Raw genomic sequence first — 24,855 nt, forward strand, 5'->3', positions numbered from 1 at the left:
AAACGGTCATCACCGTGGTGTACGCGATGGACCGTTCCTTCTGAAGATCTTCCAGGACTTCCCGAACGGTCACCGGGCGGTTCCACTTCCACACCCGCGTCATGACCGCGTCTTCGAGTTCTCCCAAGGGGCGAGGCACAACTCAGAACAATAGTGGGAGATCCCGCCGACGGCGTGCCGGACAGGCATCATCGCTGGCAAACGGGCACAAAAGGGGCGTACGACTCGTGTGTGACGCCGCGCGTCGGAGTCGTACGCCTGGGAGCGGTGGTGCGGCCGGTGCCGTCGGCCGCCGGCGGGTCAGCCGTCGGCCCCGGTGGAGGGCCGGGCGCCCTCCATGCGCGCGTGGGCCGCGTCGACGGCCGCGTCCTCCTTGGTCTTGTTGGCGCCGCCCTGGGTCTTCACGATCACCCGGATCACGCCGATGAAGAGAGCGGCCATGACGACCGGGGGCAGAAGCGCGGAGACGTAGTCCATGGATCCAGGGTAGCCAGGGGAAGGCGGACGGGCGGGCGGGGGGCGGGACGGGGCCGGGGCGCCCCGCGTCAGCCCGCGGCCAGCCGCCGGCCGGACGAGGGCGGGGCGGGCTTGCGCCGGGGGAAGACCTCGCCCGGGGTGGGGATGGGGCGGGCGGGCTGCGGCGCGCCGGGGGCGGGCGCGGGGCGGGGCTGGGGCGCGGCCGGCCGCTGCGCGGGCTTCTCCCGGGGGTCCTCGGTGGCGGCCAGGCCTCCGGGGAGGGCGAGGAGGCGGGTGCGGGAGGCGGGGACGGTGGAAAGGGCCGCGGGGGTGGCCACGCGCGCCGTACGGCGGGCGAGGCGGGCGCGTACGTCCTGCTCGGCGAGGAGCCGGCAGCGGTGCAGGAGGGCGGCGGCGGTGGGGTTGCCGCGCAGGGCGCGCAGGGCGGCGAGGTCGTCGGGGTGGGGGCGGTATCCGGCGCCCAGCGCCTCCTCCAGGAGCGTGAGGTAGCCGGCGGCGGTGCCGGGGAGGGCGGCGCGGTAGCGACCGAGGTCGGCCACGAGGAAGGCGCGCAGCCGGGCACTCTCCCGCGCCGTCTCGTCGAGGGACTCGGCGAGGCGGAGGCAGTCCTGGACGTCGTCGGCCGAGGCGGTGGCGGGGTGGAGGGCGAGGGCGAGGGCGCGGCGGAGCACGCGCAGCTCCTCCACGCCGAACGCCATGCCGCCGCGGGATCCGTAGGGCGTGGGCATGCGGCGACGATACGCGCTAATCGGACAAACCGTGCACAGGGAACGGGTGTGGCGCGGGGGCGCCACTCGGGTGGGCGGGGACGGGCCGGGGGCGACCGCACAGCCGCGCCCCCGCCCACACCCACGCCCACGCGGGCGCCCGCTACATCCGCGACACGTTCCGCTCGTACACCAGGCGCAGGCCGATCAGCGTCAGCCAGGGCTCGTGTTCGTCGATGACCGAGGACTCGCCCAGGACCATCGGGGCCAGCCCGCCCGTGGCGATGACCGTCACGTCGTCGGGGTCGGCGGCGAGTTCCCGGGCCATGCGGTTGACGACGCCGTCGACCTGGCCGGCGAAGCCGTAGATGATGCCGGACTGCATCGCCTCGACCGTGTTCTTGCCGATCACGCTGCGGGGGCGCGCCACCTCGATCTTGCGGAGCTGGGCGCCGCGGACGCCGAGCGCCTCGACGGAGATCTCGATGCCGGGGGCGATGACACCGCCGACGTACTCCCCGCGCGCGCTGACCGCGTCGAACGTCGTCGCCGTGCCGAAGTCGACGACGATGGCCGGCCCGCCGTAGAGGTCGACGGCGGCGACCGCGTTGATGATGCGGTCCGCGCCGACCTCCTTGGGGTTGTCGGTGAGGATCGGGACGCCCGTCTTGACGCCCGGTTCGACGAGGACCGCGGGGACGTCGCCGTAGTAGCGGCGGGTGACCTCGCGCAGTTCGTGCAGGACGGACGGCACGGTCGCGCAGATGGCGATGCCGTCGATGCCGTCGCCCAGCTCGTCGCCGAGGAGGGGGTGCATGCCCATCAGGCCCTGGAGGAGGACCGCGAGCTCGTCGGCCGTGCGGCGCGCGTCGGTGGAGATGCGCCAGTGTTCGACGATCTCGTCGCCGTCGAAGAGGCCCAGGACGGTGTGCGTGTTGCCCACGTCGATCGTCAGCAGCATGACCCTACTCCGCGGCTCGCAGGTCGAGGCCGATGTCGAGGATCGGCGAGGAGTGGGTGAGGGCTCCCACGGCGAGGTAGTCGACGCCCGTGTCGGCGTACGCCCTGGCGCTCGCGAGGGTGAGGCGGCCGGAGGCCTCCAGGGCGGCGCGGCCGTTCACGAGGGCCACCGCCTCCTCGCACTCGCCGGGCGTGAAGTTGTCCAGCAGGATCAGGTCGGCGCCGGCGTCCACGACCTCGCGGAGCTGGTGGAGGGTGTCGACCTCGACCTCGATCGGGACGTCGGGGAAGCGTTCGCGGACCGCCCGGAAGGCCTGGGCCACTCCCCCCGCGGCCACCACGTGGTTGTCCTTGACCAGGGCCGCGTCCGAGAGGGACATGCGGTGGTTGACGCCGCCGCCGCAGCGCACGGCGAACTTCTCGAGGCTGCGCAGGCCGGGAGTGGTCTTGCGGGTGTCGCGGACCTTGGCCTTGGTGCCTTCGAGGACGTCCGCCCACGCGCGCGTGGCCGTCGCGATGCCCGACAGGCGGCACAGGAGGTTCAGCGCGCTGCGCTCGGCGGTGAGCAGGTCGCGGGTGCGGGCGGTGACGGAGAGGAGCTTCTGGCCGGCCTCGACGCGGTCGCCGTCCTCCACGTGGCGTTCGACCTCGAACTCCTCCGTGCAGACGACCGACATGACCGCCTCGGCGACCCGCAGGCCCGCCACGGTGCCCGCCTCCCGCGCGGTGAAGTCGGCGGTGGCCACGGCGTCCTCCGGGATGGTCGCGACCGTCGTCACGTCCACGCCGTGGGCCAGGTCCTCCTGGAGGGCCACGTTGGCGATGTCCTCGACCTCGACCGGGTCGAGGCCCGCGTCGGCCAGGAGCTGGGCGAGCGCGGGGTCGAGGCCGCACTCCAGGTACGCCTCGTCGTCCGCACCGCAGGCGCAGCCGTCGCCGCAGCCACCGGACGGGACGAGGGGAAGGTCGGGGGTGGTCACTGCTGTCACTGCTCCTGGGCCTGGGGAGGGAGGGTCGGGGGGAAGTCTGTGGTGTCGGTGGTCCGCACCGCCAGCGTGCGGTCCGGATTCAGTCGTATGACGATGTGGCGGCGCCAGTTCGTGTCGTCGCGCCCGGGGCGGTCCTCGCGCCAGTGGCAGCCACGGGTCTCCTCGCGCTGCCGCGCGGCGGCGACCAGGACGCGGGCCACGCACAGGAGGTTGGTGGCCTCCCAGGTGTCGACGCCGGGCTCGGCGGTCTTGCCGTTCTCGTCGAGGGCGTCGCGCGCGTCGGCGTGCAGCCGGTGGAGCTGGTCGGCGGCCCGGGAGAGGGAGGCGGCGGAGCGCAGGACGCCGGCCCCCTGGGTCATGATCCGCTGGATGGCGAAGCGGGCCTCCGGGGGGAGGAGGGGGTGCGCGGGGAGGCCGGACTGCGGGAGGGGCTGCGGCACGGGGGCGTGGAGGGTGTCCCCGGCACGGCTCTCCGCGATGTCGGCGGCGATGCGCTCGGCGTAGACCAGGCCCTCCAGGAGGGAGTTGGAGGCCAGGCGGTTGGCGCCGTGCACGCCGGTGCAGGCGACCTCGCCGCACGCGTACAGGCCGGGGACGGTGGTGCGGCCGCGGGAGTCGGTGCGGACGCCGCCGGAGGCGTAGTGGGCGGCCGGGGCGACCGGGACGGGCTCGGTGACCGGGTCGATGCCGTGGGCGCGGCAGGCGGCGAGGATCGTGGGGAAGCGGTGCTCCCACATCTCGGCGCCGAAGTGGCGGGCGTCCAGGTACATGTGCTCGGCGTCCTGCTCCTGCATGCGGCGCATGATGCCCTTGGCGACGATGTCCCGGGGCGCGAGTTCGGCCAGCTCGTGCTGTCCGGCCATGAAGCGCACGCCGTCGGCGTCCACCAGGTGGGCGCCCTCGCCGCGGACCGCCTCGGAGACCAGGGGCTGCTGGCCCTCCGCGTCGGGTCCGAGGAAGAGGACCGTGGGGTGGAACTGGACGAATTCGAGGTCGCTCACCTCGGCGCCCGCGCGCAGGGCGAGGGCCACGCCGTCGCCCGTGGAGACGGCGGGGTTCGTGGTCGCGGAGTAGACCTGGCCCATGCCGCCGGTGGCCAGGACCACCGCGGGGGCGTGCACGGCGCCCACGCCGTCGTGCTGGCCCTCGCCCATGACGTGCAGGGTGACGCCGGCGGTGCGGCCGTCGGCGTCCGTCAGGAGGTCCAGGACGAGCGCGTTCTCGATGGTGCGCACTCCGCGTGCGCGGACCGCCTCGACCAGGGCGCGGGAGATCTCGGCGCCGGTGGCGTCGCCGCCCGCGTGGGCGATGCGGCGGCGGTGGTGGCCGCCCTCCCGGGTGAGTTCCAGGCCGCCCTCGGCGGACTCGTCGAACTGCGCACCGGTGGCGATCAGGCGGCGCACGGCGTCGGGGCCCTCGGTGACGAGGATGCGGACCGCCTCCTCGTCGCACAGGCCCGCGCCCGCGACCAGGGTGTCGTCCAGGTGCTGCTCGGGGGTGTCGCCGTCGCCGAGGGCCGCGGCGATGCCGCCCTGGGCCCAGCGGGTGGAGCCGTCGTCGAGCCGGGCCTTGGTGACGACGACGGTGGTCAGGCCGGCGGCCTCGCAGCGCAGGGCCGCGGTGAGGCCGGCGACGCCGGAGCCGACGACCACGACGTCCGCGGCGATGGACCACCCGGGCGCGGGCGCGTGCAGTCGTATGCCTGTGCTGGTCACGAGGCGGCTCCGAACGTTCCGAAGGTCAGGGGGATGTTGTCGATCAGGCGGGTGGTGCCCACGCGGGCGGCCACGGCCAGGACGGCCTCCCCGGTGAAGTCGTCGCCGATCTCGGTGAAGTCGGTCGGGTCGACCAGGGCCAGGTAGTCCAGGGTGAGGGGCGGGTCGAGGCGGGCCGCCTCGTCGAGGACCAGGCGGGCGGCGGCGCGGACGGCCGCCGGGCCGCCGGCGGTCGTGGCGACGGCGTGCGCGTCGGCCGCCGCGCGGGACTCCCCCATGGCGCTGAGCGCCTCGGCACGCGCGCGCGAGGTGGGCACTTCGCGGGCCCGCGCGCGCAGCGCCTCCTGGGCGGCGTGCCGGTCGCGGCCCGCGAACAGCGCCCGGGACAGGGCGAGCGCGGTGCGCCGCTCCTCGGGCGAGAGGTAGCGGTTGCGGCTGGACAGGGCGAGCCCGTCCTCCTCGCGGACGGTGGGCACGCCGACGATCTCGACGCCGAAGTTCAGGTCGCGGACCATCCTGCGGATCAGGGCGAGCTGCTGGGCGTCCTTCTGGCCGTAGAGGGCGACGTCCGGGCGGGTGAGGTGCAGCAGCTTGGCGACGACGGTGAGCATGCCGTCGAAGTGGCCGGGACGGGCGGCCCCCTCGAGGCGTTCGCCCATGGGGCCGGCGCTGATCCGGACCTGGGGTTCGCCGCCCGGGTAGACCTCGTCGACGGCGGGGGCGAAGACGACGTCGGCGCCCGACTGCTCGGCGAGCTTGAGGTCGGCGTCCAGGGTGCGCGGATAGCGGTCGAGGTCCTCGCCCTTGCCGAACTGCAGCGGGTTGACGAAGACGGTGACGATCACGAAGCCCCGGTCGCCGACGTGTTCGCGGGCGGTCCTGATCAGGGTGGCGTGGCCCTCGTGCAGGGCTCCCATGGTCATGACGACGGCGGTGCGTCCCGGGACGGCGAAGTGGTCGTGCACGTACCGCAGGTCCTCCACCGTGGGGACCAGTTCGAAGGGGCGGCGGCTCATCGGTCTTCCCCGTTCTCGGGCAGGTTCGGTCCGTGCGGGCCGGTCGTGCCGTTGGCGAGTACCCCGAGGAGGTCCTCGGCGAGTTCCGGCTTCAGCAGTCCGTGGGCGAGCGCCCGGTCGGCGGTCGCGCGGGCCATCGCCAGATAACCGGCGACGGTCTGCGGGGCGTGCTTGCGCAGTTCGGCGACGTGTGCGGAGACCGTGCCCGCGTCGCCGCGCGCGACCGGGCCGGTGAGGGCCGCGTCGCCGGAGCGCAGGGCGTTGTCCAGGGCGGCGCCGAGCAGCGGGCCGAGCATCCGGTCGGGGGCCCCGACGCCGGCGGTGCGCAGCAGTTCCAGGGACTGGGCGACGAGGGTGACCAGGTGGTTGGCGCCCAGGGCGAGGGCCGCGTGGTACAGCGGGCGGTTCTCCTCGGCGATCCACTCCGGCTCGCCGCCCATCTCGATCACGAGGGCCTCGGCGGCCAGCCGCAGCTCCTCGGGCGCGGTGACGCCGAAGGAGCACCCGGCGAGGCGCTGCACGTCCACGGGGGTGCCGGTGAAGGTCATCGCGGGGTGCAGGGCCAGCGGCAGCGCACCGGCCCGCAGGGCGGGGTCGAGCACCTTGGCGCCGTACCGCCCGGAGGTGTGCACGAGCAGCTGTCCCGGCCGTACCGCGCCGGTGCCGGCGAGTCCGGAGACGAGGTCGGGCAGGGCGTCGTCCGGGACGGTCAGCAGGACCAGCTCGGACCGTTCGAGGACGGCGGCGGGCGGCACCACCGGCACGTCGGGGAGCATCTGCTCCGCGCGTCTGCGGGAGGCGTCGGAGACCGCGGAGACGGCCACCGGGCGGTGCCCGGCGAGCTGGAGGGACGCGGCCAGGACGGGGCCCACGCGTCCGGCGCCGACGACGCCGACGGTGAGCCGCGCGGGGCGGTCCCTGGGATCTGGCTGTGGGGTTGTGTTCACGCGACGGCGGCCTTCCCGTTCCAGTCCGCTCGGGGTACCGGACGATTTCTCGTCATGTTAACGCGATCGGTTCCGGGGGCGGTCGGCTGTCCACAGGCTGTGGGTTTCCGTGCGCCGCCGTGGCACATGCGCGTGCGGAAATGCGGGTGTGCGCGCGAACGGGGGCGGGGGATGATCGCGGCCATGAGTGATACGGCGGAAGGCATGAGCGGCACGACGGTACGGGCCGGGCGGCCGCCCGGCCCGGAGGCCGGCGACGGAACGCCCCCGACGCTGCGCGAGCGGAGGATCGCCGCCTGGCGCGGCGCCCCGCGCGTGCTCGCGCGCCTCGGCTTCCTGGCCCCGCTCGGGGAGCGGCTGGCCCTGCTGGAGGCGGCGGGGAGCGTGTACGACCTCGGCGAGACGTCCGACATCTACGGCAACGGCGTCGTCGAGGCCCTGGAGAGGCGGGTCGCCGGGCTGCTCGGCACCGAGGCCGCCGCGTTCTTCCCGACCGGCACCATGGCCCAGCAGGTGGCCCTGCGCTGCTGGGCGGGCCGCACCGGGAACCCGGCCGTCGCCCTGCACGCGCTGAGCCACCCCGAGGTGTACGAGCGGAACGCGTTCAGCCAGGTCAGCGGACTGCGTCCGGTGCGGGTGACGAGCGAGCCCCGGCCGCCCACGGCCGCGGAGGTGCGCGACGTCGAGGAGCCCTTCGGCGCGCTGATGCTGGAGCTGCCCCTCAGGGACGCCGGTTTCGTGCTGCCCACCTGGGAGGAGCTGACCGAGGTGGTGGAGGCGGCGCGGGAGCGCGAGGCGGTCGTGCACCTCGACGGGGCCCGCCTGTGGGAGTGCACCGAGCACTTCGGCCGGTCCCTGGAGGAGATAGCGGGACTCGCGGACAGCGTCTACGTGTCGTTCTACAAGTCCCTCGACGCCTTCGGCGGCGCGGCCCTCGCCGGCCCGGCGACCCTGGTGGAGGAGGCGAGGGCCTGGCGGCACCGGTACGGCGGCAACGTCTTCCAGCAGTTCCCCACCGTCCTGTCGGCCCTCATCGGCCTGGATCGGGAGCTGCCCCGGCTGCCGGAGTACGTCGCCCACGCGCGCGTGGTGGCCGCCGCGCTGCGCGAGGGCCTCGCGGCGGGCGGACTGCCCTGGTCCCGCGTCCACCCCGAGGTGCCGCACACGCACGACTTCCAGGTGTGGCTTCCGTACGACGCCGAGGTCGTCGCGGAGGCGGCGATCCGGTCGGCAGAGGAGACGGGGACCGTGCTGTTCGCCAACCACTGGGACCCGAAGGGGCCGGGGCTGGCCTTCACGGAGGTGTACGTGCGGGCCGCGGGCCTTCAGTGGACGGCCGACGACGTACGGACGGCGGCGGTGGAGTTCGCGCGGCGGCTGACCGGGGAGGACGCGGCGTAGTCCCGGCCCCGGTGGGGGGCGGCACACCGTCCGCGACCGCCCGCGCAGCCACCGGCCCAGGGCGATCCGTACGCGCCCGTGGGCCGGGCGGCCCGCGAGCACCGCGCCGAAGCGCCGGTGGTCGCGGAGTGCGCGGACGACCTGCCGGTCGTACGCGCCCGGCGCGGGCGGGACCGGTTCGCCGTGCCGGAGTGCCCGGTGGGTGTCGAGGAAGTACTGCTGCGTGACGCTCATGCCGCCCCAGGCTGCGCCGCCTCCGCAGGGAAGTCCCGTCGATTGACGGGGGCCGTCAATCGTGGGCGGCGGCGTCGGTGGCGAGGTGCACCATGTGGGCATGAGCGTGAGCATCGACATCGCGGGGCTGCGGCAGACGGGGGTGCCCTCTGCTCGGGCGGAGTCGAGAGCCTGGGAGAGGGTCGTCGCCGTGCCCTCGCCCCTGGCCGAGCTCGGCATGGCGCTGCACGCGCTGTCCGAGCCGGGGCACCACCCGGGGCTCCAGGGCTGGGTGACCGGCGTGACCGCGCGCCTGGACCCGCATCTGGCGGACCGGATGTGCGAGGCCGACTTCCTGTGGCGGACGACGTTCTCGGACCTGTTCCTGCCGTGCGCGGGGCTGCCGGGCGGCGCGCTCCCGGGAGGGACGCTCGCCGAGGAGCTGGACCTGCTGGACAAGCTGTCGGACGAGCAGTTCGTGGACGCGGCCCTGGAGTTCACCTGCGCGCTCCCCTACGGCACGCCGGTTCCGGGACCGCTCGCCGACGAGGGCCTGCGCCGGCGTTCGCTGGAGCTGGCCGCCGCGCGGGGGCCGCAGCAGGTGCGGTTCACCGAGCGGCTGCTGGCCGACCCGCCGCGGACCCGGGCCTGGCTGCGGCAGTTCCTCCAGGACTGCGACGAGGCGTTCTTCGCCGAGACCTGGGCCCGGCTGCGCCACCAGCTCGCCGCGGACACCCGCCACAAGACCGACCTGCTGCGGCGCAAGGGGCTGGCCGAGGCACTGGCCGCGGTGTCCCCGGCGGTCACGCTCGACGAGACCGCCGCCCGGATCACCGTCGACAAGCTGGGCGACGGCCGGACGGCCACCGGTGACGGCGGACTGCTGCTGGTCCCCACCAGCCTGGGCTGGCCGCACCTGATGGTCCTGCACCGGTACGGCTGGCAGCCGGTGCTGCACTACCCGGTCGGCTCCCCCGAGCTCACCGCCCCGCCGACGGTCGAGCAGCTGGCCCTGCGGATGACGGCGCTGTCCCACCCGGTCCGCATGCGCCTGTGCCGCCATCTGGCCCGCAGCGCGTACACCACCGGCGAACTGGCTCAGGTGCACGGCATGACCGCGCCGGAGATATCCCGGCACCTGAGCGTGCTCAAGAAGGCCGGCCTGATCACCACGCGCCGTCGCGGGCGGTACGTGCTGCACCAGCTGGACGTGACGGTCGTGGCCCGGCTCGGCAGTGACTTCCTGGAGGGGATCCTGCGCTGAGGGGCGCCCGCGCCCGTTTCCCGGCCGGATCCCCGCCGGATCCCCGCTGGATCCCGTCGGCCCCCGTCCGCCCTCGGTGGGACCTCAGTCGAGACGGATGTGGCGGATGCCGACGCCCGCCTGCCGCAGCCGGGTCCGCAGCGGGCCCTCGCGGTGGGGGCGCAGGGTCAGCCCGGCCAGGACGGCGATGCGGTCCGCCGTCTTCGGGACGGTCGTGTGGTCGGTCCACAGGTGCTCGGCGAACTCCGGCTCGCCGAGCCGTTCCAGGCAGTGGTCGAGCTGCCGCACGGCCCAGCTCTCCCGGCGCGGGCCCGCGTTCCTCCCCGCCACGCGGCGCAGGAGGTGGCCGAGGCCGCGTTCGCGCAGCCGCCGCAGCACCGTCTCGCGTTCGGCGAGGAGCGTGAAGTGGCGCACGTCGTGACCGAGTTCGCGCAGGCGGCCGACGGTCTGCGCGAAGTGGCCGGAGTCGGTGACGGTCATGGGGGCGATCACCACGCCGTCGTGCTTGGTCAGGGCGAGGTCGAGGACCTCGACGACACCCTGCCGCCAGGCGGACAGGTCCTGGAAGTCTCCCCGGAGTCCGGGCGGGAGCATGCGGTGCAGGCCGAATCCGACGTGCTCGGGGTCGCAGACGACGCTGCCGGGCAGCCGGCGCCGTATCTCGTGTGCGGTCTGTGTCTTGCCGCCCCCGAAGGGGCCGTTGATCCACAGGAGCATGCGCAGACCCTACCGGCGCGGGGACGGGCGGTCAGCCGTTCAGCCGTGTCCGCCCGCCCGCACCAGTCCCGTCTCGTAGGCGAGGACCACCACCTGCACCCGGTCCCGCAGGCCCAGCTTGGTCAGGATGCGGCCCACGTGCGTCTTCACCGTCGCCTCGGACAGCACCAGCCGGGCCGCGATCTCGCCGTTGGACAGGCCCTGCGCGACCAGCACCATGACCTCCCGCTCGCGCTCGGTGAGCCGTTCCAGCTCCTTGTGCGCGGGCTGCTTGCCCGCGCTCGGCAGCATCGGCGCGAAGCGGTCCAGGAGCCGGCGGGTGGTGGACGGGGCGACCACGGCGTCGCCGCTGTGCACCGCGCGGATCGCGGCGAGCAGCTCGCCCGGCGGCACGTCCTTGAGCATGAAGCCGGAGGCGCCCGCCTTCAGCCCGGAGAAGGCGTACTCGTCGAGGTCGAAGGTGGTCAGGATCAGCACCTTCGGCGGGTCGGTGTCCGCGCAGATCCGGCGGGTCGTCTCCACTCCGTCGAGCTTGGGCATGCGGACGTCCATCAGCACCACGTCGACGGCGGTGGACCGCAGCACCTCCAGGGCCTCGACGCCGTCGCCCGCCTCCGCCACGACCTCCATGTCCGGCTGGGCGGCGAGCACCATCCGGAACCCGGTGCGCAGCAGCACCTGGTCGTCGACGAGCATCACGCGGATCGTCATCGGGTCCTCTTCCGTCGTTACAGGTGCTACAGCTGTTACAGGTGTCAACTCGGGACGTGCGTGGGCGTCAATGCGCGGGTTTGAGCGGCAGCAGGGCGCTGATGCGGAATCCTCCGCCGGGGCGCGGGCCCGCGTCCAGGGTGCCGCCGACCATACCGACCCGCTCGCGCATGCCGATCAGGCCGTGGCCCTGGCCGTCGAAGCCGCCCTCCTCGTACAGCTCGTGCGGGGCGCCCTTGCCGTCGTCCTCGACGAGCAGGCCCAGCCCGTCGTCGAAGTACACCAGGCGCACGCTGGCGCCCGCGTTGGGCCCGCCGTGCTTGCGGGTGTTGGTGAGCGCCTCCTGCACGATGCGGTACGCGGTGAGCTCGACGCCGCTGGGCAGCGGGCGCGGGGTGCCCTCGATCTTGAAGTCCACGGGCAGCCCGGAGTCCCGGCACTGCTCGACGAGGTCCTCGATCTGCTGCACGTCGGGCTGCGGCACGTACTCCCCGGCCTCCTGGTGCTCGCCGGTGCGCAGCACGCCGAGCAGGCGGCGCATCTCGGCGAGGGCCTGCCGGCCGGTGGAGGAGATGGTCTCCAGGGCCTTCTTCGCCTGGTCGGGCGCGGCGTCGAGGACGTAGGCGGCGCCGTCGGCCTGCACCACCATCACCGACACGTTGTGCGCGACGACGTCGTGCAGCTCGCGCGCTATCCGGGCGCGTTCGGCGGCGACCGCCACCTTGGCCTGTGCCTCGCGCTCCTTCTCCAGCCGGGCGGCGCGCTCCTCCAGTTGCGCGAAGTAGGCGCGGCGGGTGCGGATGGAGTCACCGAGCACCCAGGCGAGGGCGAAGGGCACGGTCTGGAATATCACTATGGCGAGGTTGCCCGCCGTGCCCACCTCCTCGTTGGGCCAGCGCACCTGCGCCAGCGGGGCGGCGCACAGGCCGGCGGTCAGCGCGAGGCGGGAGGCCCAGCGGGCGCCGATCGCCGCGACCGTGTAGACGATCACCAGCAGGGCGAAGTCGGCGGGCACCGTCGACACGTCCGTGATCAGCTGTGCCACGCCCACGGCGAGGGCGAGGACCAGCATGCGTTCCGGCATCCGGCGGCGCAGCGCGACGACCAGGCAGAGCAGCAGGGTGACCGGCACGGTCAGGGCCGGCAGCTCGGTTCCCCGGGCCGCCTCCGCGGGCGCCGCGCTCAGCACCGAGATCCCGAACAGGACCACGGCCCAGAAGCCGTCGACCCATGCCGGGTGCCTGCGGAGGAAGTCATAGAGGCGCTGCACGTAACCCAGCGTAGGGAAGCGAAATGCGTGCAGGGGTCAACCGAAGGGCCGATCCCCGGTCGGTACGTGTACTCCGCAAGGTGGAGGCCCGGCCCGTCCGTGCCCCTAATCTGGGCCGGTGACGACGGCACGGCAGGTGAGTGACACCGGTGAAGGCGGCGACGGAAGGCGGGTGGCACCGGTGACGGCAGGGGCCGCGGACGGCGGCGACCGGGACGAGGGGCGCGACCGGGACGAGGGGCGCGACCGGGACGAGTGGCGCGGCTGGCGCGCGGCGGCCCGGGCCGCGCTGTACGGGCCGGGCGGCTTCTACCGCAGGCCCGAGGGCCCGGCCGGGCACTTCCGCACGTCCGTGCACGCCTCGCCGCTGTTCGCCGGGGCCGTGGCGCGTCTGCTGTGCCGGGTCGACGAGGCGCTGGGGCGGCCGGCGGTGCTCGACTTCGTGGACATGGCCGCCGGACGGGGGGAACTGGTCACCGGTGTGCTCGCCGCGCTGCCCGCCGACGTGGCGGCACGCGTGCGTGCCCGCGCCGTCGAGCTGGCCGACCGCCCCGCCGGGCTCGATCACCGGATCGAGTGGCGGACCGAGCCCCCGGAGCGCGTCGCGGGGCTGCTCTTCGCCAACGAGTGGCTGGACAACGTGCCCGTGGACGTCGCGGAGGTGGACGCGGCGGGCGTGCCCCGGCTGGTCCTGGTGCGGGAGGACGGGACGGAACGGCTCGGGGACCCGGTCGCGGGCGACGGGGCGCGGTGGCTGGCGCGGTGGTGGCCGCTGGGGGCCGAGGAAGGGCTGCGGGCGGAGATCGGGCTGCCCCGCGACCGGGCCTGGGCCGCGGCGGCCGGGACGCTCGCGCGGGGGCTCGCCGTCGCCGTCGACTACGCGCACACGGCCGGCGCGCGTCCGCCGTTCGGGACGCTCACCGGCTTCCGGGAGGGGCGGGAGACGACGCCCGTGCCGGACGGGTCGTGCGACATCACCGCGCACGTCGCCCTGGACGCCTGTGCCGCGGCCCGCCCGCTCCCCGGCACCCTCCTGCTGTCCCAGCGGGACGCCCTGCGCTCCCTCGGCCTCACGGGCGGCCGCCCGCCGCTCGCGCTGGCGTCCGCCGACCCCGCCGGGTACGTGCGCGCCCTCGCGGACGCCTCCCAGGCCGCCGAACTCACCGCGCCGGGCGGGCTCGGCGGCTTCGGGTGGCTGGTGCAGCCGGTGGGGATCCCGGACGTGCTCACCGGCTGACGCCCCAAACGCCCCGCCGGCCCCGCGGACCTACTTGTCGATGTCGCCCACCACGAAGAACATCGATCCCAGGATCGCCACCATGTCGGCGACCAGCGTCCCCGGCAGCAGCTCGGTGAGCGCCTGGATGTTGTTGTAGGACGCCGAGCGCAGCTTCAGCCGGTACGGGGTCTTCTCGCCCTTGCTGACCAGGTAGTAGCCGTTGATGCCGAGCGGGTTCTCGGTCCACGCGTACGTGTGCCCCTCGGGCGCCTTGAGGACCTTCGGGAGCCGCTGGTTGACCGGACCCGGGGGCAGCTCGGCGAGCCGGTCGAGGCAGGCGTCGGCGAGGTCGAGGGCGTTGTGGGTCTGCTCGAGGAGGCACTCGAAGCGGGCGAGGCAGTCGCCCTCCTCGCGGGTCACCACCTTCAGGACGTCCGCCAGCTCGCCGTAGGCGAGGTACGGCTCGTCGCGGCGCAGGTCGAAGTCGACGCCCGAGGCGCGCCCGATCGGCCCGCTCACCCCGTACGCGTGCACGGCCTGCGGGGACAGGACGCCGACGCCGCGCGTGCGGCCCCGGAAGATCTCGTTGCCGAGCACCAGGTCGTCGAAGCGGTCCATGCGGGAGCGGATGTCGGCGACGACGGCACGCGCGCGCGTGGTCCATCCGGCGGGGAGGTCCTCCTTGAGGCCGCCCACGCGGTTGAACATGTAGTGGATCCGCCCGCCGGAGACCTCCTCCATGACGTGCTGGAGCTCCTCGCGCTCCCGGAAGGCGTAGAAGATCGGGGTGATGCCGCCGAGCTCCAGCGGATAGGAGCCGAGGAACATCAGGTGGTTGAGCACCCGGTTCAGTTCCGCGAGCAGGGTGCGCAGCCACACCGCGCGCTCGGGGACCTCCATGCCGAGCATCCGCTCCACGGCGAGGACCACGCCCAGCTCGTTGGAGAAGGCCGACAGCCAGTCGTGGCGGTTGGCCAGCATGATGATCTGGCGGTAGTCGCGGGCCTCGAACAGCTTCTCCGCACCCCGGTGCATGTAGCCGATCACCGGCTCCGCGCGGACGATGCGTTCGCCGTCCAGGACGAGCTTCAGCCGCAGCACCCCGTGCGTGGACGGGTGCTGGGGCCCGATGTTGAGCACCATGTCGGTGCTCTCCGCGGCGCCGCCGATACCGACCATGGTCTCCGTCGTAGGAGTCATGAACACAGTCTCCCCTACGTACGCTGGCCCCATGGAGACGGGGAGCGGGCAGGACACGGGAACCGCGGGAACGGGCGGGCCGGCGGCAGCGGGTCCGGCGGGGGGACTCGCGGATCCCGCGCGTCCGGCGCAGGCGGAGGGGCCGGTGGCCGCGGGCGGCGAACCGGTGTGGATCGCGCTGCCCCCGGGGCTGCTGCGGATGCGGCGGCTGATGCTGGTGGTGTGGCTGGGGCTGCTGACCCTGGCCACCGCCCTGGTCCCGGGACTGCTGGCCGGGCCCGGCTGGGCCGCCTTCGCGGTGCTGCCGTCGGCCCTGACGATCTGGGGCTGGGTGCTGCTGGAGCGCAACTGGCGCTCTTGGCGGTACGCCGAGCGCGCCGACGACCTGCTGATCAGCCGGGGCGTCCTGTGGCGCCAGGAGACGGTCGTGCCGTACGGGCGGATGCAGCTGGTCGAGGTCACCTCCGGGCCCGTCGAACGGTACTTCGGTCTGGCCAGCGTGCAGCTGCACACGGCGGCCGCGGCGACCGACGCGACCATCCCCGGCCTCGACCCGGCCGAGGCGGAACGGCTGCGCGACCGGCTCACCGAGCTGGGCGAGGCCCGATCGGCGGGGCTGTGACGGCCCCCGGCGTCCACGAGGACGTGCGTGAGCGGCGCCCCGTGAGCGAGCGGCGGCTGCACCCCGTCACGCCGTTCAGGCGGGCGTGGGCGCCCGTCGCGGTGATGATCGGGTGGGCGCTGCACGACCCCGACCAGGCGCAGCGCCAGCTGACCCGGCTGACGCCCACCGCCCTGCTGATCGGCCTCGCCGTACTCCTCCCGGCCGCCGCCCTCTACGGCTTCCTGACGTGGTGGTTCACCCGCTTCGCGGTGACCGACAGCGAACTGCGCATCCGCACCGGGCTGCTGTTCCGGCGTACCGCGCACATCCGGCTGGAGCGGATCCAGGCCATCGACGTCACCCAGCCGCTGCTCGCCCGGGTCGCGGGCGTGGCGAAACTCAAGCTCGACGTCATAGGCACCGACAAGAAGGACGAACTCGCCTTCCTGGGCGCCGGCGAGGCGCGTGCGCTGCGCGCCGAACTGCTCGCGCGGGCGGCCGGTTTCGCGCCCGAGACCGCGCACGAGGTCGGCGAGGCACCGTCCCGGCAGATGCTGCGGGTACCGCCGGGCGTCCTCGCCGTCGCCCTGGTGCTGACCGGCGCGACCTGGGGGTGGCTCGTCGTCGCCGCCGTCGTGCTGCCGCTGCTGTGGACGGCCACCCACAGCCTGTGGACGGTGCTCGCCGTCGCCGTGCCGCTGCTCGGCGCGGCGGGCGCGAGCAGTGTGGGCCGGTTCGTCGCCGAGTACGACTGGACCGTGGGCGAGTCGCCCGACGGGCTGCGCATCGACCACGGGCTGCTGGACCGGGCGCACGAGACGGTTCCGCCGGGGCGCGTGCAGACCGTGCGCATCGTCGAGCCGCTGCTGTGGCGGCGGCGGGGGTGGGTGCGCGTGGAGCTGGACGTGGCGGGGTCGTCCAACTCCCTGTTGCTGCCGGTCGCTCCGCGCGAGATCGCCGAGGCGGTCGTCGCGCGGGTGCTGCCCGGGGTGAGCGTGCCGCCGCGCGAGGCGCTCACCCGGCCGCCGCGGCGCGCGCGGTGGTGCGTGCCGGTCTGGTGGCGCGGCTACGGACTCGCCGTCACCGACGCGGTGTTCGCCGCCCGCCACGGACTGCTGCGGCGGAGCCTGGCCCTGGTGCCGCACGCCAAGGTGCAGAGCGTACGGCTGGTCCAGGGGCCCTGGCAGCGGGCCCGGGGCGTCGCCGACGTCCACGTGGACACCGGGGCGAACAAGTCGGTGACGGCCCGCCTCCGGGACGCCGACGAGGCGGCGGAGCTGCTGCGGGCCCAGGCGGAGAGGTCCCGCACGGGCCGCAGGGACGCCCGCCCCGACCGCTGGATGGCATGACGGCACAGGGCCCCGCCGTCGCCCGTCCCGGTCGGCACACGCGCGTGCGTGCGCGTCGGGAGGGGTGCGGGACGGCGCCGTACGCCGACGGGGTCCCGCACGCCGTCCGTGCGGGACCCCGTCCGGGTGACCGGTGGTTCAGGAGGCCGCGCTGCGCAGTCCCTGGACGTCGATCTGCTCCGTCTCGTCGTGCGCCGTCAGGTCGATGACCTGCCCGACGCCGCGCGCGTCCTCGTCGGCGGGCTTGAACCGCGCCTCGGTCTCGGCCTTGTGCAGCGCGAGCGCCTCCTGGCCGACGACGTCGGCCAGGTCCTCGTTCTGCACGGCCTCCACGGCGGACCGTCCGGTGTCCTTCTTCGTGCCGAAGAAGTCGAACCCGTCCTCGGACACGGGGCGCCGTACGGGCGCCGTCGGCGGTACGACCGCCACCGCGGTCGGCACGGTGAAGTGCCCGGAGGGCTGCCGCACGGGCCGGTCCGCAGCGGCGGCCGGGGCGGGGGAGGCGGTCGCGTGCCCGTGCCCGTCGACCGCCCCGGGCTGCCCCTCGGCCTCGTCCTCCTGCGCCTGCTCCGGCTTCCGCTCCCGCGGGGGCTCGGGACCGTCGCCCCCGGGGGTCCGGGCCCCCTCCGGGGAGCCGTCCCGCTGCGGGACGACGCCCCTCGGCGTACCGGCGCCCCGGGGAGCGCCGTCGGCCTTCGCGGCCACGGGGGCATCGGCCTCCGCCGCTATGGCGGGGTCGGCACCGTCGTCGGCGGACCCGGTGTCCTCGGAGGGCTCCGGGGATCCGGCGGTCCCCGCGGATGCGGCGGACCCGGTGTCCTCGGAGGCTTCGGCACTGCCGGCCGTCCGGGCGGCGTCGGCGGTCGCGGCGGTCGCGGCGGCCTTGTCAGCGGCTCCGCCGCCGTCCGCGCCGAACCGTGCCAGCGCCGCGCCGGCCCGCAGGAACAGCGCGGATCCCTCGGGCGAGAAGACCGCCGGAGCCGCCGGAGCCGCGCCGGCGTCCTCGCTCGCGGCCGTCTCCCCGGTGGCGGTCCCGCCCTCGGCCGCCGTCCCGCTCCCGCTCCTGGCCGCCGGCACGGACGCCGCCTCCGCGGCCCCCTCCGCCGGCCGCTCCTGCGCAGCCGGTGCCACGGGCCGCCCCTGAGCGGTCCCCGCGGCGGACGCGGCCTCCGGCGCCCCCGCCGGCAGCGCACGGGCCGGAACCGCGGCCTCTATCTCGAGCATCCGGCGGTCCTCCAGGACGTTCGCCCGGTCGGCCTCCGCCGCGGCGTACCGCCGCAGCAGTGCCGCGTGCTCGTTGCGCAGCGCGGCGAGCTCCGAGCGCTTGGCGCGCAGCCGCTGCTCCAGCTTCATGCGCAGCTCGCGCGACTCCTCGAGGTCGGACTCCAGTTCGGCGACCCGCTCCTCGAAACGCCACTCGTCGCTCGCACGCGCGCGTGTGAGGTCGGCGACGCGTTTGCCCGCCTGGGTGTCCCAGTGCCGCATGACGACCGCACCGACGATCGCCGTGACCGCGGCGGACGCGGCCAGGACACGCAGCACCATCGGTTGTGTGAACACCCAGGGTCCCAGGGCGCAGACGACGGAAACGCCTGCGATCGCCGACGGGGGCAGCATCCTGTGCAGGGGCGGGGAATGACGGTGACGTCCACGTGGCATGGCCAGAAACTTACCGCGCGTAGGCGAATGATGGTGCCCCGCCCCGTAAAAACAAAGCCACGCCGAGGGTTTCACAGGGCATCAGCGAACTCGCGCCGAACGTGAATAGACACACCGTCGGAATTGCCAAGATCATTTTCTTCGCCGGCGGATCCCCGCACCGCCTCCGGGCGGTCCCGCCCCGCCTCCGGGCGCCCGCCGACCGCTCCGGCGGTGCCGGAATCCCCGGCGCCCGGTGGTGAAGTCGTGCCCGCCGCTTTCCGGGAGGAGGGAAGTGTCCGGCGCGGTCCGGTGCTTGAGGCACCGCCACGGGCTTTACCCGGCCCGGAAAGGGCCTTTGCCCGGCGGAGTGAACCTCTCCCCCGGAGTCACCGTCCTAGAGGGCGCCATGTCGCCGGATGCCCGAATCGGCACCGGATCCGAGGTCTCTCGCAGAACTACGGGATGCGATGTCTGTCAGGACGGACGAGGAAATGACGGGCCGGGTTCCGCGGCCCCCGGACCGGCCGCGGGGCGACGCCGCCGTGCGCGGCGTGCGTCGGGTGCTGCGCGGTCCGCGTCCCGAGGCGGTCCCCGTCCTCGCCGGCCGGGCCTGTTCCCTGGTGGGCCTCCTGGACATCGCCGCGGGTGTCTTCCCCCGCTTCCGGCACAGCCGTACGCACGCCGCCGAGGTGCTGCCCGGCGCGCTCGGCCCGTTCGCGGCCGCCCTCTCGCTCGGCGCCGGGGTGCTGTTGCTGCTGCTCGCGCACGGGCTCAGACGGGGCGGGCGCCGGGCCTGGCGGGCCGCCGTCGTCCTGCTGCCGGCCGGCGCGGTCGCCCAGTTCGCCTGCCGCCACTCCCTCCTGGGCGTCCTGGTCCCGCTCGCGCTGCTCGCTCTCCTGCTGCTCCACCGGGACCGGTTCGCGGCCCTGCCCGGCCCGCGCAGCAGATGGCGGGCGCTCGCCCACTTCGTCCTCATGGGCGCCGGTTCGGTGCTGCTGGGACTGGTCGTCGTCAGTGCCCACCCCGGCCGTCTGATCGGCGATCCGAGCCTGGCCGACCGCCTCACCCACGTGCTGTACGGCCTGTTCGGCTTCGAGGGGCCGGTCGACTACCGGGGCGACACCTCCCGGACGGTCGCCTTCTGCCTCGGCGCGCTCGGTCTGCTCACCGCCGTCACCACCGTCTGCCTGGCCTTCCGGCCCGAGCACCCGGCCGCCCGGCTCACCGAGGACGACGAGACGCGGCTGCGCGCCCTGCTCGCCCGGCACGGCGGACGGGACTCCCCGGGCCACTTCGCGCTGCGCCGCGACGAGGCCGTCGTCTTCTCCCCCAGCGGCAAGGCGGCGGTCACCTACCGCGTGGTCAGCGGGGTGATGCTCGCCGGCGGCGACCCGATCGGCGACGTCGATGCCTGGCCCGGCGCCATCGAGCGCTTCATGGACGAGGCCAGGGCCCACTCCTGGGTCCCCGCGGTCATGGGCTGCTCCGAGACCGGCGGCGAGGTGTGGACCCGGGAGACCGGACTCGACGCCCTGGAACCCGGCGGCGATCCGAAGGCGGTCCCGCACTTCGTCCCGTGGGGCGCCGACGGCGTCTCGCGGGACCTGGTGCGCCGGGACCGCTCGGCCGACCCGGGGATGAACGAGCTGCTGATCGTGGCCGCGCCCCTGCGCCCACCGGACGACGGCGGAACGCTCCCACGGCACGGCGGAGGGCACCGTCCGCGCGGCCTGGGGGAACCCGCGCACCCCCCTGGGCCTACGCTGAACATATGAGCAACCACAGCGGACGCCCCCGGGTCGCGGGCCTCCCTCACTGGGACCGCTGCGCGGTCATGGGGGTCGTGAACGTGACCCCCGACTCCTTCTCCGACGGCGGCCGCTGGTTCGACACGACGACCGCCGTCAAGCACGGCCTCGACCTGGTCGCCCAGGGCGCCGACCTGGTCGACGTCGGCGGCGAGTCCACCCGCCCCGGCGCCACCCGCGTCGACGAGGCCGAGGAGCTCAAGCGCGTCATCCCCGTGGTCCGCGGCCTCGCCGCCGAGGGCGTCCCCGTCTCCGTCGACACCATGCGCGCGTCCGTCGCCGAGCAGTCCCTCGCGGCCGGCGCCGCCCTCGTCAACGACGTCAGCGGCGGCCTCGCCGACCCCGCCATGATCGGGGTCGTCGCCGCCGCCGGCGCCCCCTTCGTCGTCATGCACTGGCGCGGCTTCCTGGAGGGCGGCAACGTCCGGGGCGTCTACGAGGACGTCGTCACCGAGGTCGTCGACGAGCTGCGCGCGCGCGTGCAGGCCGTGCTGGAGGGCGGCGTCGCCGCCGACCGCGTGATCGTCGACCCCGGTCTCGGGTTCTCCAAGGACGCCGACCACGACCTGGCCCTCCTGGCCCGCCTCGACCGGCTCCTGGACCTCGGCCACCCGCTGCTCGTCGCCGCCTCCCGCAAACGGTTCCTCGGCCGCGTCCTGGCCGACCCGGACAGCACGCCCCCGCCCGCCCGCGAGCGCGACGCCGCCACCGCCGCCGTCTCCGCCCTCTCCGCGCAGGCCGGCGCGTGGGCGGTCCGCGTGCACGAGGTCCGCGCGACCGCCGACGCCGTACGCGTCGTGCGCGCCATCGAACAGGCGCGCACACCGAACGGCACTCCCCCCGAAACCGGCGCGCACGGCGCAGAAGGAGCCCGGTGAGCGCCCCCCACACCGACGTCGAGCAGGTCGAAGCCGCCAACACCGCCTTCTACGAGGCACTCGAACGGGGCGACTTCGAGGAGGTGGCCTCGCTCTGGCTCACCCCGGCCGACCTCGGCGTCGACGAGACGTACCACGACCCGGCGGACACCGGTGTGGTCTCCTGCGTGCACCCCGGCTGGCCCGTGCTCACCGGACGCGGCGAGGTCCTGCGGTCGTACGCCCTGATCATGGCGAACACCGACTACATCCAGTTCTTCCTCACCGACGTGCACGTCTCGGTCACCGGCGACACCGCCCTGGTGACCTGCACCGAGAACATCCTCAGCGGCGGCCCCGCCCCCGAGGCCGGCGAGGAGCTCGGCCCCCTGGTCGGCCAGCTCGTCGTCGCCACCAACGTCTTCCGGCGCACCCCCGGCGGCTGGAAGCTCTGGTCCCACCACGCCTCCCCGGTCCTCGCCGAGAACGACGAGGCGGAGGAGGACGACACCCCCGCCTGAACGGGTAGGCGGACCACAGGGCGCCCCGGCGATCCGGCCCTGTCGGTGCCCGCGGGTAGATTCGACCCCGGCCCGGTGTGCCGCCCGCACGCGGCACCGACCGGCCGGACCGACGACTGCAGGAGTGATTCGTGTGGATCGTGTCGCGCTGCGCGGCCTGAAGGCCCGCGGGCACCACGGTGTGTTCCCCAAGGAGCGCGAGGAGGGCCAGACCTTCATCGTGGACCTCGTCCTCGGCCTGGACACCCGGCCGGCCGCGGCCGAGGACGACCTGACCAGGACCGTGCACTACGGCATCGTGGCGGAGGAGGTCGTGGCGGTCGTCGAGGGCGAGCCCGTCAACCTCATCGAGACCCTCGCCGAGCGCATCGCCCAGGTCTGCCTGAAGCACGAGGGGGTCCAGGAGGTCGAGGTCTGCGTCCACAAACCGGACGCACCGATCACCGTGCCCTTCGACGACGTGACCGTCACCATCACCCGGAGCCGCGTATGACCAGGCCGTTCACCCAGGGCCACACCGACCCGACCGTTCAGCCCGTCCCCGCCTCCGTGGTCGAGCAGGTCGACGCCGCCGACACCACCCTGCACAACCCGAAACGGGCCGTGGTGTCCCTCGGCGCCAACCTAGGCAACCGGCTGGAGACCCTCCAGGGGGCCGTCGACGCCTTGGCGGACACCCCGGGCGTCCGGGTCAAGGCCGTCTCGCCCGTGTACGAGACGGAGCCGTGGGGCGTCGAGCCCGGCAGCCAGCCCGCGTACTTCAACGCGGTCGTGATCCTCAGGACCACCCTGCCCCCGTCCTCCCTGCTGGAGCGGGCGCACGCCGTCGAGGAGGCCTTCCACCGGGTCCGGGACGAGCGCTGGGGCCCCCGCACCCTCGACGTGGACATCGTCTCCTACGCGGACGTCGTCTCCGACGACCCGCACCTCACGCTCCCCCACCCCCGCGCCCACGAACGCGCCTTCGTGCTCGCGCCCTGGCACGACATCGATCCCGGGGCGGAGCTCCCCGGCCGCGGGCGGGTCGGCGATCTCCTCGGCGCGGTCACCCGCGAGGGCGTCACCCTCCGCAAGGACCTGGAACTCCGGCTGCCCGAATAGCCGTTAAGGTCGACACGACCACCTTCCGGGGCACCGGGGAATCCGAAGGGACACCGTGAAAGAGCTGCGCATCAGGGTGCTGGCGGGCGTCTTCGTCGTCGCCGGGATCCTGTCCTGGGCCGGCGCCCGTCTCTGGAACTCCTTCGGGACCCTGCCGAGCGTGCCCGTGGCCGCGCCCATCGTCCTCGCCCTGATCGCCGCGGTCCTCGCGGCCACGGCGCTCTCGCTGCGCGCCCGCCTCAAGGACCAGCGCGAGCGCCGCCCCGAGGCCAAGGGCGTCGACCCCCTGATGGCGGCCCGCGCGGTCGTCTTCGGTCACGCCAGCGCCCTGGTCGCCGCCCTCGTCGCCGGTATGTACGGCGGCACCGGCGTCTTCCTCCTGGAGTCCCTGGACGTCCCCGCCCGCCGCGACCAGGCCGTCTACGCCGGCTTCTCGGTCCTGGCGGGCATCGCCGTCATAGCGGCGGCCATCTTCCTGGAGCGCGTCTGCAAGCTCCCGGAGGACGACGAGAACAACGGCGCGGGGGCCGCCCCGGCCGGCTGAGACGACCGGGGCGAGCCCGTCAGCGCGCCATGATCAGGCTCATCGCCTCGTTGCGCGTCGCCGCGTCCCGCAGCTGGCCGCGCACCGCCGAGGTGATGGTCTTCGCGCCGGGCTTGCGGATACCGCGCATCGACATGCACATGTGCTCGCACTCCACGACCACGATCACTCCGCGCGGCTCCAGGATCTCCATCAGGGAGTCCGCGATCTGCGTGGTGAGTCGTTCCTGCACCTGCGGACGGCGGGCGTAGACGTCCACGAGCCGGGCCAGCTTGGACAGGCCCGTGATCTTCCCGCTGGTGGCCGGGATGTACCCGACGTGAGCCACGCCCCGGAACGGCACCAGATGGTGTTCGCAGGTCGAGTACACCTCGATGTCCTTCACGAGCACCATCTCGTCGTGACCGATGTCGAACGTCGTCGTCAGCACGTCCTCGGGCTTCTGCCACAGGCCGGCGAATATCTCCCGGTACGCCCGCGCCACCCGCGCCGGAGTCTCCAGAAGGCCCTCGCGGTCCGGGTCCTCGCCGACCGCGATCAGGAGTTCGCGTACGGCGTTCTCGGCCCGCTTCTCGTCGAACTCGCCGATGGGGGCTGCGCCGTCCAGCGTCACGGGGTCGGTCATGGGATGCCTCGTTCCTGTGCCTTCACGCGTGAGGGGCACGCGTCTCAACTGCGGGTACGCACATGCCGCGCCCCCCAGGCTAGAACCAGGGGGGCGCGGCAGTCATTCCGGGCCCGGTGGGGCCCACGGGAGCTCCGAATCAGCTCTCGGGGCGGTCCTCCGGGGTCCGCTCGGGCGCCGGGGCGGGCTCCACCGTGGTGCTCTTGGCGGTGGTGATCGCCGGCGTCGCGCCGTTCGCCCCGTTCGTCAGGGCCAGCTCCTTGGGGGAGAGGACCGGCGGTCGGGTGGACGGCGTACGGCGGGAGGAGCCGGTCCAGGCGGGCCTGGGCGGGCGCTTGACGATCGGCGCGAAGATCTCGGCGATCTCCTCCTTGCCCAGCGTCTCCTTCTCCAGGAGGGCGAGGACCAGGTTGTCGAGGACGTCGCGGTTCTCGACCAGGATCTCCCACGCCTCGTTGTGCGCGGTCTCGATGAGCTTCTTGACCTCTTCGTCGACCAGCGCGGCGACCTCTTCCGAGTAGTCGCGCTGGTGAGCCATCTCACGGCCGAGGAACGGCTCGGTGTTGTCGCCGCCGAACTTGATCGCGCCGAGACGCTCGGTCATGCCGTACTGCGTGACCATCGCGCGGGCCAGGTTGGTGGCCTTCTCGATGTCATTGGCGGCACCCGTCGTCGGGTCGTGGAAGACGAGCTCCTCGGCCGCGCGGCCGCCCAGCATGTAGGCCAGCTGGTCCAGCATCTCGTTGCGGGTCGTGGAGTACTTGTCCTCGTCCGGCAGCACCATGGTGTAGCCGAGGGCACGGCCCCGGGACAGGATGGTGATCTTGTGGACGGGGTCGGAGTTCGGGGAGGCCGCCGCGACCAGGGCGTGTCCGCCCTCGTGGTACGCGGTGATCTTCTTCTCCTTGTCCGACATGATCCGGGTCCGCTTCTGCGGGCCCGCGACCACGCGGTCGATCGCCTCGTCCAGCATCTTGTTGTCGATCAGCTTCTGGTCGC

The 24,855-nt window shown here is 74.2% G+C and carries 24 protein-coding genes and 2 pseudogenes; 11 read left to right on the forward strand and 15 right to left on the reverse strand.

Annotated elements, in window-relative coordinates:
* From RIM90_RS19880 to RIM90_RS19915, 8 genes are all read right to left on the reverse strand, one after another.
* Nucleotides 1–139 (reverse strand): BlaI/MecI/CopY family transcriptional regulator (locus RIM90_RS19880; RefSeq protein ID WP_309062099.1); only part of this gene is annotated, 139 nt, incomplete at its 3' end.
* A 161-nt stretch (nt 140–300) separates the two neighbouring features.
* Entirely contained in the window at nt 301–477 is a 177-nt protein-coding gene (locus RIM90_RS19885; protein WP_309062079.1) for a hypothetical protein, read from the reverse strand.
* A 68-nt stretch (nt 478–545) separates the two neighbouring features.
* Nucleotides 546–1,175 carry a hypothetical protein gene (locus RIM90_RS19890; protein WP_309062100.1) on the reverse strand — a complete coding sequence of 210 codons (630 nt, stop codon included), beginning with the start codon at nt 1,173–1,175 and terminating at the stop codon, nt 546–548.
* A gap of 172 nt (nt 1,176–1,347) precedes the next feature.
* Nucleotides 1,348–2,145, reverse strand: a complete 798-nt coding sequence (locus RIM90_RS19895; protein ID WP_309062080.1) for a type III pantothenate kinase — start codon at nt 2,143–2,145, stop codon at nt 1,348–1,350.
* 4 nt (nt 2,146–2,149) lie between these two features.
* A complete protein-coding gene (nadC, locus tag RIM90_RS19900) occupies nt 2,150–3,124 on the reverse strand; it encodes a carboxylating nicotinate-nucleotide diphosphorylase (protein WP_309062101.1) in 975 nt (324 codons plus the stop codon).
* Nucleotides 3,125–3,129: 5 nt separating this feature from the next.
* Nucleotides 3,130–4,848: an L-aspartate oxidase gene (locus RIM90_RS19905; protein WP_309062081.1), complete on the reverse strand. Its 1,719-nt coding sequence runs from the start codon at nt 4,846–4,848 to the stop codon at nt 3,130–3,132.
* Nucleotides 4,845–5,864 carry a pantoate--beta-alanine ligase gene (gene panC / locus RIM90_RS19910; RefSeq protein ID WP_309062082.1) on the reverse strand — a complete coding sequence of 340 codons (1,020 nt, stop codon included), beginning with the start codon at nt 5,862–5,864 and terminating at the stop codon, nt 4,845–4,847. The genes RIM90_RS19905 and panC overlap by 4 nt, the downstream gene beginning before the upstream one ends.
* On the reverse strand, nt 5,861–6,811 hold the full coding sequence (locus RIM90_RS19915) for a DUF2520 domain-containing protein (RefSeq protein ID WP_309062083.1): 951 nt from the start codon (nt 6,809–6,811) through the stop codon (nt 5,861–5,863). The genes panC and RIM90_RS19915 overlap by 4 nt, the downstream gene beginning before the upstream one ends.
* Nucleotides 6,812–6,982: 171 nt before the next feature.
* Here RIM90_RS19915 and RIM90_RS19920 point away from each other — a divergent pair, with 171 nt between their 5' ends.
* Both RIM90_RS19920 and RIM90_RS19930 read left to right on the forward strand, forming a co-directional pair.
* Nucleotides 6,983–8,212 carry a beta-eliminating lyase-related protein gene (locus RIM90_RS19920; RefSeq protein ID WP_309062084.1) on the forward strand — a complete coding sequence of 410 codons (1,230 nt, stop codon included), beginning with the start codon at nt 6,983–6,985 and terminating at the stop codon, nt 8,210–8,212.
* A gap of 334 nt (nt 8,213–8,546) precedes the next feature.
* Complete coding sequence (locus RIM90_RS19930) at nt 8,547–9,689, forward strand: DUF5937 family protein (protein ID WP_309062085.1); 1,143 nt, start codon at nt 8,547–8,549, stop codon at nt 9,687–9,689.
* An 84-nt stretch (nt 9,690–9,773) separates the two neighbouring features.
* Here RIM90_RS19930 and RIM90_RS19935 read toward each other — a convergent pair whose 3' ends face one another.
* The 3 genes from RIM90_RS19935 to RIM90_RS19945 form a co-directional block, all read right to left on the reverse strand.
* Nucleotides 9,774–10,406 (reverse strand): AAA family ATPase, encoded by a 633-nt coding sequence (locus RIM90_RS19935; protein ID WP_309062086.1) that lies wholly within the window; start codon nt 10,404–10,406, stop codon nt 9,774–9,776.
* A gap of 39 nt (nt 10,407–10,445) precedes the next feature.
* Complete coding sequence (locus RIM90_RS19940) at nt 10,446–11,117, reverse strand: response regulator transcription factor (protein WP_309062087.1); 672 nt, start codon at nt 11,115–11,117, stop codon at nt 10,446–10,448.
* A 67-nt stretch (nt 11,118–11,184) separates the two neighbouring features.
* Nucleotides 11,185–12,387, reverse strand: coding sequence for a sensor histidine kinase (locus RIM90_RS19945; RefSeq protein WP_309062088.1), 1,203 nt, complete (start codon nt 12,385–12,387; stop codon nt 11,185–11,187).
* Nucleotides 12,388–12,559: 172 nt separating this feature from the next.
* Here RIM90_RS19945 and RIM90_RS19950 point away from each other — a divergent pair, with 172 nt between their 5' ends.
* On the forward strand, nt 12,560–13,624 hold the full coding sequence (locus RIM90_RS19950; RefSeq protein WP_375165489.1) for an SAM-dependent methyltransferase: 1,065 nt from the start codon (nt 12,560–12,562) through the stop codon (nt 13,622–13,624).
* Nucleotides 13,625–13,654: 30 nt separating this feature from the next.
* On the opposite strand, the gene RIM90_RS19955 is transcribed toward RIM90_RS19950, so the two are convergent.
* Nucleotides 13,655–14,806, reverse strand: coding sequence for an NADH-quinone oxidoreductase subunit D (locus RIM90_RS19955; RefSeq protein WP_309062089.1), 1,152 nt, complete (start codon nt 14,804–14,806; stop codon nt 13,655–13,657).
* Nucleotides 14,807–14,837: 31 nt separating this feature from the next.
* Between RIM90_RS19955 and RIM90_RS19960 the strand changes: the two genes are divergently transcribed.
* Complete coding sequence (locus RIM90_RS19960; RefSeq protein WP_309062090.1) at nt 14,838–15,428, forward strand: PH domain-containing protein; 591 nt, start codon at nt 14,838–14,840, stop codon at nt 15,426–15,428.
* Nucleotides 15,425–16,759 carry a PH domain-containing protein gene (locus RIM90_RS19965; protein WP_309062091.1) on the forward strand — a complete coding sequence of 445 codons (1,335 nt, stop codon included), beginning with the start codon at nt 15,425–15,427 and terminating at the stop codon, nt 16,757–16,759. The genes RIM90_RS19960 and RIM90_RS19965 overlap by 4 nt, the downstream gene beginning before the upstream one ends.
* Before the next feature lie 138 nt (nt 16,760–16,897).
* On the opposite strand, the gene RIM90_RS19970 is transcribed toward RIM90_RS19965, so the two are convergent.
* Entirely contained in the window at nt 16,898–18,376 is a 1,479-nt protein-coding gene (locus RIM90_RS19970; RefSeq protein WP_309062103.1) for a hypothetical protein, read from the reverse strand.
* 515 nt (nt 18,377–18,891) lie between these two features.
* Here RIM90_RS19970 and RIM90_RS19975 point away from each other — a divergent pair.
* From RIM90_RS19975 to RIM90_RS20000, 6 genes and pseudogenes are all read left to right on the forward strand, one after another.
* Nucleotides 18,892–20,088 (forward strand): annotated as a pseudogene (locus RIM90_RS19975) (phosphatidylglycerol lysyltransferase domain-containing protein); the annotation flags it as partial.
* Between the two features lie 83 nt (nt 20,089–20,171).
* Entirely contained in the window at nt 20,172–21,086 is a 915-nt protein-coding gene (gene folP / locus RIM90_RS19980) for a dihydropteroate synthase (protein ID WP_309062093.1), read from the forward strand.
* The gene (locus RIM90_RS19985) at nt 21,083–21,586 is read left to right on the forward strand and encodes a nuclear transport factor 2 family protein (RefSeq protein ID WP_309062094.1); all 504 of its coding nucleotides are present in this window, start codon (nt 21,083–21,085) and stop codon (nt 21,584–21,586) included. Before folP ends, RIM90_RS19985 begins: the two co-directional genes overlap by 4 nt.
* Nucleotides 21,587–21,719: 133 nt before the next feature.
* On the forward strand, nt 21,720–22,079 hold the full coding sequence (gene folB, locus RIM90_RS19990) for a dihydroneopterin aldolase (RefSeq protein ID WP_309062095.1): 360 nt from the start codon (nt 21,720–21,722) through the stop codon (nt 22,077–22,079).
* Nucleotides 22,076–22,687, forward strand: coding sequence for a 2-amino-4-hydroxy-6-hydroxymethyldihydropteridine diphosphokinase (gene folK, locus RIM90_RS19995; RefSeq protein ID WP_309062096.1), 612 nt, complete (start codon nt 22,076–22,078; stop codon nt 22,685–22,687). The genes folB and folK overlap by 4 nt, the downstream gene beginning before the upstream one ends.
* Before the next feature lie 55 nt (nt 22,688–22,742).
* Nucleotides 22,743–23,231 carry a DUF3180 domain-containing protein gene (locus RIM90_RS20000; protein ID WP_309062097.1) on the forward strand — a complete coding sequence of 163 codons (489 nt, stop codon included), beginning with the start codon at nt 22,743–22,745 and terminating at the stop codon, nt 23,229–23,231.
* A gap of 19 nt (nt 23,232–23,250) precedes the next feature.
* Here the strand turns inward: RIM90_RS20000 and folE are convergent, their stop codons facing one another.
* Entirely contained in the window at nt 23,251–23,856 is a 606-nt protein-coding gene (gene folE / locus RIM90_RS20005) for a GTP cyclohydrolase I FolE (RefSeq protein ID WP_309062098.1), read from the reverse strand.
* A gap of 139 nt (nt 23,857–23,995) precedes the next feature.
* Nucleotides 23,996–24,855, reverse strand: a pseudogene (locus RIM90_RS20010) (cell division protein FtsH); the annotation flags it as partial.

Origin of the sequence: Streptomyces sp. (assembly GCF_031181555.1) — a bacterium.
Taxonomy (GTDB): domain Bacteria; phylum Actinomycetota; class Actinomycetes; order Streptomycetales; family Streptomycetaceae; genus Streptomyces; species Streptomyces fimbriatus.

Bases quoted from the DNA above. Each gene is read 5' to 3' on its own strand.
- panC (WP_309062082.1), bottom strand. From the start codon at position 5,864: ATGAGCCGCCGCCCCTTCGAACTGGTCCCCACGGTGGAGGACCTGCGG.
- RIM90_RS19970 (WP_309062103.1), bottom strand. From the start codon at position 18,376: ATGCTGCCCCCGTCGGCGATCGCAGGCGTTTCCGTCGTCTGCGCCCTG.
- RIM90_RS19930 (WP_309062085.1), top strand. From the start codon at position 8,547: ATGAGCGTGAGCATCGACATCGCGGGGCTGCGGCAGACGGGGGTGCCC.
- RIM90_RS19935 (WP_309062086.1), bottom strand. From the start codon at position 10,406: ATGCTCCTGTGGATCAACGGCCCCTTCGGGGGCGGCAAGACACAGACC.
- RIM90_RS19920 (WP_309062084.1), top strand. From the start codon at position 6,983: ATGATCGCGGCCATGAGTGATACGGCGGAAGGCATGAGCGGCACGACG.
- RIM90_RS19885 (WP_309062079.1), bottom strand. From the start codon at position 477: ATGGACTACGTCTCCGCGCTTCTGCCCCCGGTCGTCATGGCCGCTCTC.
- RIM90_RS19890 (WP_309062100.1), bottom strand. From the start codon at position 1,175: ATGGCGTTCGGCGTGGAGGAGCTGCGCGTGCTCCGCCGCGCCCTCGCC.
- RIM90_RS19940 (WP_309062087.1), bottom strand. From the start codon at position 11,117: ATGACGATCCGCGTGATGCTCGTCGACGACCAGGTGCTGCTGCGCACC.
- RIM90_RS19960 (WP_309062090.1), top strand. From the start codon at position 14,838: ATGGAGACGGGGAGCGGGCAGGACACGGGAACCGCGGGAACGGGCGGG.
- RIM90_RS19955 (WP_309062089.1), bottom strand. From the start codon at position 14,806: ATGACTCCTACGACGGAGACCATGGTCGGTATCGGCGGCGCCGCGGAG.
- folE (WP_309062098.1), bottom strand. From the start codon at position 23,856: ATGACCGACCCCGTGACGCTGGACGGCGCAGCCCCCATCGGCGAGTTC.
- RIM90_RS19895 (WP_309062080.1), bottom strand. From the start codon at position 2,145: ATGCTGCTGACGATCGACGTGGGCAACACGCACACCGTCCTGGGCCTC.
- folK (WP_309062096.1), top strand. From the start codon at position 22,076: ATGACCAGGCCGTTCACCCAGGGCCACACCGACCCGACCGTTCAGCCC.
- folP (WP_309062093.1), top strand. From the start codon at position 20,172: ATGAGCAACCACAGCGGACGCCCCCGGGTCGCGGGCCTCCCTCACTGG.